Annotated in this window: 14 protein-coding genes; 4 read left to right on the top strand and 10 right to left on the bottom strand. The window is 58.5% G+C overall.

The genetic code is table 11. From position 1 onward, the window contains the following. Positions 1-34: 34 nt before the first annotated feature. Together DY250_RS00070 and DY250_RS00065 are read right to left on the bottom strand one after the other, a co-directional pair. Positions 35-1,120, bottom strand: coding sequence for a cysteine protease StiP family protein (locus DY250_RS00070; protein ID WP_218565512.1), 1,086 nt, complete (start codon positions 1,118-1,120; stop codon positions 35-37). Next, positions 1,117-1,827, bottom strand: a complete 711-nt coding sequence (locus tag DY250_RS00065; RefSeq protein ID WP_115610382.1) for an HAD family hydrolase — start codon at positions 1,825-1,827, stop codon at positions 1,117-1,119. The genes DY250_RS00070 and DY250_RS00065 overlap by 4 nt, the downstream gene beginning before the upstream one ends. A 160-nt stretch (positions 1,828-1,987) precedes the next feature. Between DY250_RS00065 and DY250_RS00060 the strand changes: the two genes are divergently transcribed. From DY250_RS00060 to DY250_RS00045, 4 genes are read left to right on the top strand one after another with little or no spacing between them, the layout of a single operon-like run. After that, the gene (locus DY250_RS00060) at positions 1,988-2,506 is read left to right on the top strand and encodes a GbsR/MarR family transcriptional regulator (protein ID WP_115610381.1); all 519 of its coding nucleotides are present in this window, start codon (positions 1,988-1,990) and stop codon (positions 2,504-2,506) included. A gap of 55 nt (positions 2,507-2,561) precedes the next feature. Next, positions 2,562-2,957: a hypothetical protein gene (locus tag DY250_RS00055; RefSeq protein WP_115610380.1), complete on the top strand. Its 396-nt coding sequence runs from the start codon at positions 2,562-2,564 to the stop codon at positions 2,955-2,957. Further along, on the top strand, positions 2,954-3,322 hold the full coding sequence (locus DY250_RS00050) for a DoxX-like family protein (RefSeq protein WP_115610379.1): 369 nt from the start codon (positions 2,954-2,956) through the stop codon (positions 3,320-3,322). Before DY250_RS00055 ends, DY250_RS00050 begins: the two co-directional genes overlap by 4 nt. Beyond that, positions 3,319-3,786 carry a DUF2269 family protein gene (locus tag DY250_RS00045; protein WP_115610378.1) on the top strand — a complete coding sequence of 156 codons (468 nt, stop codon included), beginning with the start codon at positions 3,319-3,321 and terminating at the stop codon, positions 3,784-3,786. Before DY250_RS00050 ends, DY250_RS00045 begins: the two co-directional genes overlap by 4 nt. A gap of 100 nt (positions 3,787-3,886) precedes the next feature. Here DY250_RS00045 and DY250_RS00040 read toward each other — a convergent pair whose 3' ends face one another. The 8 genes from DY250_RS00040 to dnaA form a co-directional block, all read right to left on the bottom strand. After that, complete coding sequence (locus DY250_RS00040) at positions 3,887-4,306, bottom strand: organic hydroperoxide resistance protein (protein WP_040388898.1); 420 nt, start codon at positions 4,304-4,306, stop codon at positions 3,887-3,889. A 201-nt stretch (positions 4,307-4,507) separates the two neighbouring features. Continuing rightward, positions 4,508-6,205 carry a putative transporter gene (locus DY250_RS00035; RefSeq protein ID WP_115612722.1) on the bottom strand — a complete coding sequence of 566 codons (1,698 nt, stop codon included), beginning with the start codon at positions 6,203-6,205 and terminating at the stop codon, positions 4,508-4,510. Between the two features lie 162 nt (positions 6,206-6,367). Continuing rightward, a complete protein-coding gene (locus DY250_RS00030; RefSeq protein ID WP_115610377.1) occupies positions 6,368-7,078 on the bottom strand; it encodes a DUF6882 domain-containing protein in 711 nt (236 codons plus the stop codon). A 65-nt stretch (positions 7,079-7,143) separates the two neighbouring features. Next, positions 7,144-7,998 (bottom strand): PTS mannose transporter subunit IID, encoded by an 855-nt coding sequence (gene manZ / locus DY250_RS00025; RefSeq protein ID WP_006984521.1) that lies wholly within the window; start codon positions 7,996-7,998, stop codon positions 7,144-7,146. Between the two features lie 9 nt (positions 7,999-8,007). Next, complete coding sequence (locus DY250_RS00020; RefSeq protein ID WP_006984522.1) at positions 8,008-8,811, bottom strand: PTS mannose/fructose/sorbose transporter subunit IIC; 804 nt, start codon at positions 8,809-8,811, stop codon at positions 8,008-8,010. A 12-nt stretch (positions 8,812-8,823) separates the two neighbouring features. Continuing rightward, positions 8,824-9,849: a PTS mannose transporter subunit IIAB gene (gene manX / locus DY250_RS00015; RefSeq protein ID WP_115610376.1), complete on the bottom strand. Its 1,026-nt coding sequence runs from the start codon at positions 9,847-9,849 to the stop codon at positions 8,824-8,826. Between the two features lie 303 nt (positions 9,850-10,152). After that, the gene (dnaN, locus tag DY250_RS00010; RefSeq protein ID WP_115610375.1) at positions 10,153-11,265 is read right to left on the bottom strand and encodes a DNA polymerase III subunit beta; all 1,113 of its coding nucleotides are present in this window, start codon (positions 11,263-11,265) and stop codon (positions 10,153-10,155) included. Between the two features lie 220 nt (positions 11,266-11,485). Then, on the bottom strand, positions 11,486-12,832 hold a 1,347-nt coding region (gene dnaA / locus DY250_RS00005; protein ID WP_006984525.1), incomplete at its 5' end, for a chromosomal replication initiator protein DnaA.

Genomic DNA, 12,832 nt, shown 5'->3' with positions numbered 1-12,832 from the left:
GAGCCAATATTCACACCGCTTGGCGGCCACTATCTCAACTGTTTATCGGGCGGTGCGAACGGATAAGCGCGACGGCGTGATACGGCAGATCCGGACGGTGTTCAACGATGGCCTGTTTTTCAGCGGCGAGTTGCACGAGATGGGCAGTAGCAGGGGCGGCAGGGTCGCGCAGGATGAGGCGTTCCGGATGGCGGCGCAGCAGGACGCGCGTTGCTTCGCCGATACCGGGTTTGATGAGGTTGTCGTTGCTGATGCCGTAGCGGGCGCGGATATCGGCGAGCAGGTGTTGCGCGGTTGCGGCAGCCTGTGCCGTGTCGGCAGGCGCGACGGTAGGCAGCTCGCCGTCAGCCAGTGTGCTGATGCGGTCGGCAAAGGTTTGCGAGAGATCGTGTGGCGCGAGATCGCGGTAATAGACGCAGCCGTGATAGTCGTCCGCAGCAATTTGTTCGTTCAGGATGCTGCGGCTGATGAGGCCACTGATGGTGGCATTCAGGAGGGCGGACGGGATGAGGTAGTCGTCGGCGGTGGCGGCGCAGGCAGCCGTGCCGGAGAGGTCGGCGAGGACGTAGAGGCCGCTGTCGATGTTCGTCCCCGCTTGCGCGTTGTAAGCGGCGATGAAGCGGTGCAATTCGCGGGCGATGACGCCTTTGCCCGTCCAGCCGTCGATGAAGACGAGGTCGGTGTCGGCGTGATGAGCGAGGATGTGGCGCAGGGCGTTCTCGTCGATGCCGCGATCGCGGATGATCGAGATGCTGTAATGGGCGATAGGTGCGCCGTAGTGGCGGCTGAGAATAGCGCGCAGGATGACGCCGACCGGTGTACCGGCGCGCGCCAGCGAGACGAGCGCGGGCGGACGATGGTGACGCGCGGCGATATTCGCAGCAAGCTGGTGGCAGTCAGCGGCCATGCGCGCTTCGTTCTGCGCGCAGGCGACGCGGAAGAGCTCAAGGTAACGCGCGCTGGGCGGGTATTCGGGCGAGAGCATTTCGCTGTAATGCTTTTGCCCACTTTGGATGAGCGCTTCTTTGGCGGCGGTATCGGCGATGGGCGCCAGCTGGATGGGTTTCAGCAGGAAGGTCACTTGTTCGGCGCGGTAGCTGCCGTGGAAGGGCATGTTCATAGTTGGCGGGCAATTTGGCTGGCGGAAGGGGCAAGAAGGTAGTCGCAGAGGCGCATATAAGGCAGGTCGCTGCTGCTGTCGCCCATGCCGATGCTGATCAGGGCCGGATGGTCGGCGCGGTACTTGGCGAGCAGATGGGCGACGGCGTGCGCCTTGTCGAGCCAGGCGGGGAGGACAGCGAGGTTGTTGCCGTTCTGGTGCAGACGGTAGGCATCGCCCAAATGTGGGCGCAGGCGCCCGGCGGCATCATCCAGCGAGGCGAGATCAGCGCTGGTGCTTTTCATGAGCAGATAGAAGGGAATGTCGTAATCGCAGATGAGGCGGACGTTGAGCGCGGCAGTCGCCGGCAGGTGCGCGGCAAGGGTTTCAAGTCCGGCGACGCTTTGGGCGGCACTGGCACGGCTCTGCGCCAGCCAGGCAGGATCAGCGCTGCCATCCGGCAGGAGGATGACGCCGCCGTGGTTGATGACGGCATGGGCGGTGAAAGGAATACGCACGCGGCGATAGGCATCAAGATTGCGCGCGGTGACAGGAATCATCGTGGCGTGCGCCTGCCAGTGCGCCAGCAATGCCTGTTGACACGGCGAAGCGTAGGAAATCGGTGCGCCGTCTTTGAGATAGGCGAGCGGTACATGCGCAGGCGTCGGCGCTGCCTTGCGCGCGCTGGTGAAAAGGGTATCGTCGAGGTCGGTGAAGAGAAGGAGCATCGGATTCGTCGGATCGGCCAAGCGGAGAAGGCGGCATTGTAAGCTGCTTTGCCTGCCATTCCGGCGTTTTGGCTACAAGGAGGGCGCGGGAGCGAAGATTAAGTTCCGTCGCAATTTCACTGTTGACAGAAATAACTGTTATTCCTTATGCTCTCACCCTATGAAACTCAATCCGACGACTGAAAAATTTGTCCTGCACTGGGGCGAGATGGGCACCCAATGGGGGGTGAACCGCACCGTGGCGCAAATCCATGCGCTGCTCTACATCCTGGGACGCCCGATGCCTGCTGATGAAATCGTCGACACCCTCGGCGTGGCGCGCTCCAACGTTAGCAACAGCATCAAGGAACTGCAAAGCTGGCAACTGGTGCAGACCGTGCATATCCTTGGCGACCGCCGCGACCACTTCACCACCTCCGGCGATGTGTGGGAACTCTTCCGCATCATCGTTGCCGAGCGGCAGCGGCGCGAAATCGAGCCGACCGTACGTTTCCTGCAAAGCCTGATGGACAGCCCCGAATACGCCCAGGAAAACGAAACTGCCCGGCAGCGCATCGCGCAAACGCACGAATTTGTCGGTACCCTGACCAGCTGGACGCAGGAAATGCTGCGCCTTTCCACCACAATCCTGGCCAAAGTGCTGAAACTGGGCTCGAGCATCCAGAAACTGCTGCGCTGAACCCGCCTGGCTGCCAACGGCAGACAGGCATTCTTTTTACCTTTGGATTTCTCTTATGACAGAAAATTCGGAAATAAAAAACGACCTGAACTACATCCCGGCGAAAGTTGTCCTGCTTTATTCCCTATGGGGTGGGGCGGTGGCAGGGTTCTGGTCAGGACTCGTTATCTCTCCGCCGCTGATTTTTCTCACCGTACCGGCCGGCATACCCATCGGCTTCCTCCCAGCCTTTCTCTGCGGCTGCTACCTAGCCTGGCGGCGCGTTTATAACGACAATCCGTTCTACGCCGCACTTGCCGGAGCCATCAGCGCCATATTGTGTGCCGCCCCATTGGATTGGCTCATCCATGACAAATTGACAGGAGACACCGCTATCCTCACCCTCCTTGGTGCCGTCAGCGCCTTTACCCTCGCCTTCTTCATCTTGCCCTCACCGCCGGAGGGCGTATGAAAATCCCGCCCTACCTCACCGCTGCCCTCGCCTTCCTCTGGCTGTGGAGCGGGCTGCAGCCCGTCCTGACCGCGCCCGACGCCTCGCTGCAATTACTGGCGGATATCGGCATTGCCACGCCGTGGCGCCGTCCGCTTTTCTACGCGGCATCCGCCTGGGACGTGCTGCTCGGCATCCTCATTCTCACGCCGCTGCGCCGACTGCCCGCGCTGTGGCTGCTGCAAAGCGTAAGTATCGCCGCCTACACCCTCATCATCGCCTGCTGCCTGCCTGCTTACTGGCTGCACCCCTTTGCGCCGCTTGTTAAAAACCTGTCGCTACTGGCGCTCACCGTCTATTTCTACCAACAAACCCGGAGCAGCTGATGGACTACTTGATCGTAAAAACCCTGCACATCCTTTCGGCCACTATCCTGGTCGGCACCGGCTTCGGCAGCGCCTTTTACCTCTTCTGGACCAACCGCAGCGGCTCGGTTGCCGCCCAAGCGGTGGTGGCGCGCTGGGTCATCAAGGCAGATTGGTGGCTGACCACGCCGGCGGGCATCTTCCAGCCGCTCTCCGGCCTGTGGCTGGCGCACTACGCCGGTTTCCCTCCCACCGCGCGCTGGATTTGGCTGACTTTTGCGCTGTACGCCTTCGCCGGACTGTGCTGGTTGCCAGTCTTATGGCTGCAACTGCGCATGGCGGCAATGGCGGAAGAAGCTGTTGCCCAAGAAAAATCGCTGCCATCGCGCTACCGCCGTTACGCCCGCTACTGGGAATGGCTGGGCTACCCTGCCTTCTGCGCGATGGTGGTGGTGTATTTCCTGATGGTGCTGAAGCCGCAATAAGTGGCAGACCTCACCACTGTCGTGACATCCTCACTCTTTTCCGCTGCCCAGGCACGAAAAAAGCGGGGTAATACCCCGCTTTGTGCGCCGGACGGTGTGCTTACACGTTGATGTGGAAGGTAACGTCGATATTGCCACGGGTAGCGCGGGAGTACGGGCAGACTTCGTGCGCTTTGGCGACAAGTGCTTCCGCAGCGGCTTTATCCATGCCGGGCAGGGCGATGTTAAAGACGACGCCGAGGCGGAAGTGGTCTTGCGCGTCTTTACCGAGGGCAACATCGGCATCGATGGCGAATCCTTGCGGCAGGGCGATTTTTTCATTGCCAGCGACGAGGCGGGCGGCACCCATGAAACAGGCGGCATAGCCAGCGGCAAAAAGCTGTTCCGGGTTGCTGCCGGCACCGTTACCACCGAGTTCAGCCGGCGGGGCAAGTTTGAGGTCGAGTTTGCCGTCGCTGGATTTGGCAGCACCGTCGCGGCCACCGGTAACGTGTACATGAGCGGTATAGAGTGTGGTCATGGTTAGTTCCTCTTGGGTTTGTGGATGGTTCTTCATTCCGAACGCTTGTAGTTCGAATGAGCGGTGCATGGTAACTGCTGGAATGCGCGAGGCATAGTCATGATTTTTTATAGTCATTCCAAATAGAACTGATACGGTATTGTCTCGCTTCTATCTGAAACGATTATATCGCTGTCATCGGTTATGCCCCGTCGCGACGCTTTACGCCGCTGCGCGGAAAAGCAGCACGATCAGCACCTGCCCAACCATGATGCGCATGAAGGTGGTAAGCGGGTACACAGCGGCATATTTGAGTGCGGCTTCGTCCGATTGGGAGATTTCACAGGCAAAGGGCAGCACCGGCGCACCGGTGTGCGAGCCGGTGAGCAGACCGCAGATTTCCGGGAAGGTCAGCTTGCCCCACAGGCGGGCGGTGAAACCGGCGATGAGCAGCGGCACCAGGGTAATAACGATGCCGAGGGTCATCCAGTAGAGACCGTCGCCGTCTTTGAGGGCAGCGAAGAAGGCCGGGCCGACGCTGAGGCCGACGCTGGCAAGGAAAAGAGCAAGGCCGAGTTCACGCACCATCAGGTTGGCGCTTTGCGAAACGTAGTGGGTGACGGAGAAGCGTCCGCCGTAACGGCTGATGAGGATGGCAACGACCAGCGGGCCGCCGGCGAGGCCGAGTTTGACCGGCACCGGCACGCCCGGAATCGGGATGGGAATGGCACCAAGGATGATGCCGAAGGTGATGCCGAGGAAGAGTTCGGCGATATGCGGGATTTGCAGGTCGCGCTTGGAATTGCCGAAGGCGGCAACGGCAGTTTTGATGTGTGCTTCATCGCCGATAACGGTAATGGAGTCGCCGAATTGCAAACGGGTGTTACGGTCGGGGATAAATTCGATACCGGCGCGCATGACACGGCTGATATTCACGCCGTAGCGCTCGTGGATGTTGAGCGAGGAGAGCTTTTTGTTGCACACACCGCTTTGCGTGACGTTGATACGCATTGAGGTGATGTAGGCGGGCGAGGCGGATTTGGGAGAGTCGCTAAAGATGCTGCTGCTGGTTGGACTACCGATGAGGGTAACGAGGCGATCCACTTCGTCATCGCGGGCAATGATGAGGAGGATGTTGCCAACATGTACCTGAGTCTGTTCGTCAGCCAGCTCAATATTGCCGTCGCGGCTGATGCGCGAGATGGCGAAGCTGAACGGCATGGTGCGGCGGATATCGCCAATGGTCTGGTTTTCCAGCATCGGGTTGCTCACTTGCAGGGCGATACGGGTAACGACGGAGGTACCGGCACGCAGGCGGCGCAGGGTGAGACGTTTTTCCGCGAGCACGTTAATGCCAAAGGCGTACTTGATGATGAACATGGCGGCAATCAGCCCCATCACCCCGCCCGGGTAGGCGGCAGCGTAACCGGCGGCCATTTGTACTGCCTGTTGGCCGTCGCCGACAAGGTTAGTCAGCGTTTGCTGCGCAGCACCAAGGCCGGGGGTGTTGGTAACAGCGCCCTGCATCACGCCGATGAGTTCGTGCAGGGGCGCACTGCCGGCGAAGTAATAGGCGAGCACGATGAGGATGTCGGCAATGACGACGATGAGCATCAAGAGATTTAGTTTCAGCCCTTCTTTCTGGAAGGAGGCGAAGAAACCGGGGCCGACTTGCAGGCCGATGGTGTACACGAAGAGGATAAGGCCGAATTCACGGACGAAGTGGGCGGTGTGTTCGTTTACCGTGAAGCCGAGGTAGGAGATGATGATGCCGGTGAAGAGGACGATGGTGACACCGAAGGTGATGCCGAAGATGCGCAGACGGCCAAACGCTGCGCCGCTAAAAATCACGAGGGCGTAAATGACGGCGGTGTAGGCGACGCTGTTGGTTTGGGTGAAGAGCTGGGTAAGCCAGTGCATGTTATCTTCCATATGCTGTTGGGTGGGGGCGCTATTTTACTGCTTTGCCGGGGCGACGACGACGCCGCCGCTATGGATACTGCTTGATGGGAGCAGTGTTTACGCCGCTTGACGGGCCCAGTAACCACACCGCGTGACGGTTTGGCTGTGTGGTTTTGCCGCTCAGGCGGGGTTGGCGTTGCCGCTGAGGTTACTCAGACGGCGCATGTCATCGAAGGTAGCGGTAATCTGGCTGTCAGCGCGCTGGGCGCGGATGTGCTGTACGTCTTCATTGAGCTGATAGCCTTTGGCAAGCAGGTAGGCACGAACGGCGTTCTGGTGGTTGAGGTCGAAGTGGCTGATGGTCTGCGGGATGATGCTGAGGACGCGTGCGAGGGAGTCGTCTTCCTGCCAAGCGGTAGCGACGCGTGGGTCATGAATGGCGAGCAGGGCGATGCCGTCGCCGTAGTCGCCGAGGTAGTAGGCGTCCGCGCCGGTCAGGCCGCAGGCAACGGCAGCGAGGTTGTGCAGTTCGGCCGTATCGAGTCCGAAGCCTTCTTGCGCGAGCAGGGCGGTATCGGCCGGATTCTGGAAGAGGTTGGCGCTGTCGTCGCTGTCAGTAGCGGCGTCGGGCGCGATATAAGCGCGCAGGATGTCCGCACTGGCAGCGTCGTTTTCAGTCATGACAAGGTGCGGGTTGGCCCAGGCCCACAACCAGCTGCTGCTGTGGTGCGAATAGGTGCCGAGCCAGCGGATGGTAAAGGGGTTGTCGCCAAGGGTGAGGATGCCCCGTTCCTGGTCAACGTGCCAGGCGGCAGCGGTGTCGGTAAGGCGTTCCAGGGTGGTTTGTTTGTCGAGGGCGAGAGCGGCGTATTGTTCTAGCAGGGTGGTCATGGTGTTTTCCTGAAAGTATGGAAAAGCCCTTCCGGGGAAGGGCTTGGTGGTTGGGGCAGGGGCTTTCAGGCGAGGATTTTCAGCCAGTAGCCGAGGATGCCGATACCGAAGATGCCAAAGATGAGCCACAGTGCGTTCACACCTTTGCGCAGCAGATACATGCAGAGGAAGGTCATGCCGAGGGCTGGAAGGCCGGGCAGCAGGCTGTCCAGAATGCTTTGCACGGTGATGGGGGTCGCGCCTTCGGCAGCAGGCAGGGAGAGGGTGATATTGATATTCGTCCATTTCACTACCAGCGCGCCCATGACGAAGAGGCCGAGGATGGAGGCCGCTTCGGTGATTTTTTGCAGGATACCGCCACTCATGTCGGAGACGATTTCCAGGCCTTTTTTGTAGCCGTACTGGATACCCCAGTAACGGAAGAAGAGGCGGACGATGTTGAACATCAGGAAGAAGAGGATGGGGCCGAGGATGTTGCCGGCGACCACTTGGCCGCTAGCATCGTGCACGAGCGCAATGTTTGCGCCCAGCACGGCGCAGATAGGCCGCAGGGTGCCCCAGAAAATGGGGTCGCCGACGCCGGCGAGCGGGCCCATCAGGCCGACTTTGACGCCGTTGATGGCGGCATCGTCAATAGCAACACCGTTAGCACGTTCTTCTTCCATCGCAAGGTTGACACCGAGGATGGGGGCCGTTACGAAGGGATGGGTGTTATAGAACTCCAGATGGCGCTTGATGGCGTCTTTGCGTTCCTGGCTGTCTTTGGGATAGAGGCGGCGCAATGCGGGCGTAATGCCGAAGGCGTATCCCAATGCCTGCATCCTCTCGAAGTTCCAGGAGCCTTGCAGCAGGTTGGAGCGGATGAAGCAGGCGTTGAGGTCGCTTTTGGTGAGCTGGATTTTTTTGCTTTGGTTTTCCATGGGAGGCTCCTAGTCGAGTTGGTCGTCAAGTTTGCTGCGCTGGGCAACGGCGGCTGTCGCGCTGCCTGTGCCTTTGTGGTATTTCGGGTGCATTTGGATGTAGAAATAGGCCATTGCCATACCGAGGATACCGAGGGCGACGAGGTTGAAATTGGTAAAGGCGGCGACAACGAAGCCGACAAAGAAAAACATCATCAGGTGCGGCGCGCGCATCATGTTGATCACCATCGCGTAACCGACGACGACGATAATGCCGCCGGCAACTTTGAGTCCGCCGGTAACGACATCCGGAATGGCATTCAGCATATTTTGGACGGACTCTGTACCAACGGTGGAGGCAACAATGACTGCCGGAATGGCAATCCGCATAGCCTGCATGATGAGGGCGCCGAGGTGCAGCCAGGTGATGGTGCTGAGGTTGCCGGTTTTTACCGCGTTATCGGCGGCATGCTGGACGCCGACGGTGATGGCGCGCACGATGATGGTCAGCACCTGGCCGGCAGCGGCAAGCGGGATGGCAAGGCCGATAGCGGTATCAATGGGCTGCTTGCCGGCGACGACAAGGATGGTGGAGATGACGGAAGCGAGCGCCGCATCCGGTGCTATGGCGGCCCCGATGTTCATCCAGCCGACGGCAATAATTTCCAGGGTGCCGCCGACCATAATGCCGCTGTTCAGATCACCGAGAACGAGACCGATAAGCGTACAGGCGACAAGCGGGCGGTGCGTCTGGAATTCGTCAAGAACCGAGCCCATGCCGACGAGGCAGCTGACGAGGAAGACGAGGATGAGTTGTATTGCTGAGATTTCCATGAGGTGTCTCCGTTAGGGTTTGTATTTTTCGGCGATGAGGGCCAGTACCGGCACTTTCTTGTCGGAGGCGACTTTGCGCACTTCGAGCTCAATGCCTTTGCTGTCCAGCTCCTTGAAGGCTTCGATGTCTTTTTCATCAACGGATACCGAGGTATCCAGCATGACACGCCCTTCTGTGTAGGCCATGCCGCCGATGTTGATGGATTTCACCACGATACCACGGCGCACCAGTTCGAGGGCGTCCGTCGGGTTGGTGAAGAGCAGCATGACCTTGTCGCCCGCGTATTCGGGGTTGTTATAGACGCGCATCATTTTGTCCACGCTGACGACGTGCGCGGTGACGCCCGGCGGCACTGCCTGTTTCAGCATGGTGGAGCGGGTTTTGTCCTGCACAACCTGGTCATTGACGACGATGATGCGGTTGACGCCGGTTTCTTTCGTCCAGCGGGTCGCAACCTGGCCGTGGATAAGGCGGTCATCAATGCGCCACAAGCCGAATTTCATATGCGGGCCGTCGCCGGCCTTTGCCGAAGCCTCGGCGCGCAGACGCTGGATTTCCGGGTCGTTGTCGTCGAAATCGGCAGCGGGGGGCGCGGCAGCAGGGGCTGCGGCTGTTGCGGCAGGGGTAGCCGTTGCCGCTTTCTGCGTTTTCAGCGCTTTGACACCGTCTGCGCCTTCGCGCAGGGCGAGGGCGGCGAGTTCGTTGAGATCATTCACATCTTCGCGCTCCATCAGCACGGAAACGAGCATCGGCACATTGATGCCGGTGACGACTTCACAGTTTGCGTCATCATGGGCGATGCCGCTGGATGCGTTAAAGGGCGTACCGCCCCACAGGTCAACGAGCAGTAGGAGACCCTGCGTGGTATCGAGTTCGGCGGCAGCGGCGCGGATTTTCTCCGCCAGCACTTCGCCATTCTCGCCAGGGACAAAATCCACACAGCGCACGTTTTCCTGCGCGCCGATGATCATCTCCGCCGTAGCCAGCAAGGCCTTAGCGGCATGACCGTGTGTGGTGATTACAACCGCAATAGTCATGAATAAATACCTCTCAGGGTGGGTTGGGGGAAAAACAAAATGCGAAGACCGCCTTTGTTTGCGCAATTTTAACGCCGGAGCAAGATAATCACAATTTGATGTGAATTTTGTTAAAAACCGTTGTGGTTTTATCCCCGTTCGCCACAACGACCATATCATCCTCGCGAATCAGACCGGAATAAATCGGCGAGATATTGGCCGCCAAGCGGCATAGTTATGGCATAGGTTGAGATGTGGTGGCTTGTCATGACGAAGAAAACGGCTATAAAAAAGCCGCCTGACGGCGGCTGATAGGGAGAGCAATCACAAACGCATCGGCATGATGATGTAGCGCACCCCTTCATCTTCACTGCTGGTAATGAGGCAAGGACTGTTTTTATCGGTGAAATGCAGCTGCACGTTATCGCCACTGATGGTCGAAATGGCATCAATTAGGTAGTTGATATTCAGTGCCGCCTCGAGTTCGAGGTTCTGCGGGTTGATGATGTCCAGCGCTTCTTCCACGGTTTCGTTTTCAAGGTTGCGTGCCGAAAGTTGCAAGCGGGTACCGGCAAAGCCGAGACGGATACCATCGTGGCGGTCAAGCAGCAGCACTTTCGCGCGTTGCAGGGAATCAAGGAAGGCCTGACGCGAGACGAGCACCGGGTTTTCCTGCGCCAGTGGCAGGACCTGTTCATAATTGGGGAAGTTGCCGTCGATGAGTTGGCTGGTAAGACGGGTACCACCAATGGTCAGGCTGAGTTGGCGTTCGCCGAGGTTGAGTACGACCGGCTGGCTGACCCGTGCCAGTTGGCGGATGAGCTCGTTCACGCCTTTTTTCGGCACGATGAGATTAGTGCCGGCAGTGGCAGCGGTATCAAGGCTGCTGCGTGCACAGGAAAGGCGGTGACCGTCGGTGCTGACGGCATGGATGGCCTGGCCGTCTTCGACAATGTTGAGGTACATGCCGTTCAAGTAATAGCGCACGTCTTCGTTGGCCATGGAGAAGCGGACTTTCTGCATGATGTCATGCAGGGCACGGCTCTCGATTTCAATGCGACCATCCATGTCGGTTTCCGCCAATGCCGGGAAATCTTCGGCGGGCAGGGTGGCAATACGGAAGACGCTGCCAGCGGCTTTCACCAGCAGTTGTTCTTTGTCGAGCGAGCAGTACACGGTGGCCTGCGCCGGCAAATGACGCACCACATCAAGCAGTTTGCCTGCCGGTACGGTAACGGCGCCTTCTTCCTGGATATTGAGCTCGTGCAGCAGGATTTGCAGGGTTACTTCGGTATCGGTGCCTTTCAGCAACAGACTGCCGCCGCTTGCCTGGATGAGGGCGTGACTGAGAATGGGTTTGGTGGTTTTGCGTGCCACGATGTTGCTGATGTCGGCGAGCGCTTCAAGGAAGTACTCTTTGCGGATGTCGAATTTCATAAGTAACCTCTTATATGTATTTTCGTCGTCGTAGTCATTCCTGTGGATATGTGGAAAAGTGTGCTAGACGTCGGTAGTGTAAAGAAAAATAGTCCGGTTTGTTGGGGAAAAACCCGGTGGAAAACGGGTGGATAGCATGTTGATAAGTGAGCGATGTTTTTTACACACAGGCTATACACGCACTGTCCACTAGGTTATCCACCAAGTTATCCACAGAGTCCTAGCCGGTAATGATGGCCTTGATCGTCTCGTATTCTTCACGGAAACGTGGGTCGTTCTTGCGGCGTTTTTCGATGTTTTCGATGGCGTTCAGCACGGTGCTGTGGTCTTTGCGATGAAAGGATTCTGCTATGCTTTTCAAGGACATGTCGGTGAGTTCGCGGGTCAGTGCCATTGCCACCATGCGCGGCAAAGCGATGTTCTGCCGCCGGCTGTCCGACAACATTTCGCCGAGGCTGATGTTGTAGTAGTGCGCGACCTGCTTCTGAATGTTATCCACATTGGTCTGATTCTTCTGCACTTGCAACTGGTCGTGCAGCGCCGCCTTGGCGATGGCAATGCTCGCCGGGCTGTCGCCCTTAATGACCTGGCACTGGAAGATGACTTTTTTCAGTGCGCCTTCGAGGTCGCGCACGTTGGAATTGATATTTTCAGCGATAAAGAAGGCGACATCGTCGGGCAGGTTGAAATGCTGTTCTTTCGCTTTGCTTTTCAGGATGGCGTAGCGGGTTTCCGGTTCGGGAGCGCGGATGGAGACGGTTAGTCCCGCGCCGAAGCGGGATTTTAGGCGCGCTTCCAAGCCTTCGATTTCTTTTGGGTAACGGTCACAGGTGAGGATGATTTGCCGCTTCTTGTCCATTAGCTCATTGAAGGTATGGAAGAATTCGGCTTGCGACTGGTCTTTGCCGCCGAGGAATTGCACGTCGTCCACCAACAGGGCATCGACGTTGCGCAGGCGGTTGGAGAAGGCTTTTTGCGTTTTCCCGGCGAGTGCGGCAAGGAATTCGTTGACGAATTGTTCGCCGGTCATGTACATCACGGCGTTGCGGCCGTGGCGGCGCAGGGCGTTGCCGGCGGCGTGCATCAGATGCGATTTACCGAGGCCGGTGCCGCCGTAGATGAAGAGCGGGTTGCTGTCGGCGAAGAAGGTTTTGCCGGAAACGCGTTCGGTGGCGGCAAAGGCTTCGTTGTTCGACGGCGCGGTAACGAAGTTCTCGAAGCGGTAGTCGGGGTTAAGGTTGCTTTCAAAGGATGCGGTAACAGCAGTGTTTTTTTTGCCCGGTGCCGAGGCGAAGAGGTCGGGGTTGGCGGCGAGTTTGAGCTCGATTTTGGTGACGCCCAGTTTGCGCAGGGTTTTTTGCAACACCGGCAGTGAACTTTTTTCGATGTTGTCCAGCGCGAATTTGTTCGGGGCAATCAGCACCCACGAGGCGGGGCTGACCACTTGCGGTGTTAGTGATTCCAGCGCCACCATTTCATCATCATCACAGATGCCCTTCATCAGGTGCAGCGCTTCCTGCCAGAGGTGGTGATACTGCTCGCGGTTGGCGGGAGTTTTGTCAGTCAT

The sequence above is a fragment of the Cardiobacterium valvarum genome, assembly GCF_900460955.1.
Taxonomy (GTDB): domain Bacteria; phylum Pseudomonadota; class Gammaproteobacteria; order Cardiobacteriales; family Cardiobacteriaceae; genus Cardiobacterium; species Cardiobacterium valvarum.
This window is presented reverse-complemented; position numbering and strand designations above follow the sequence as displayed.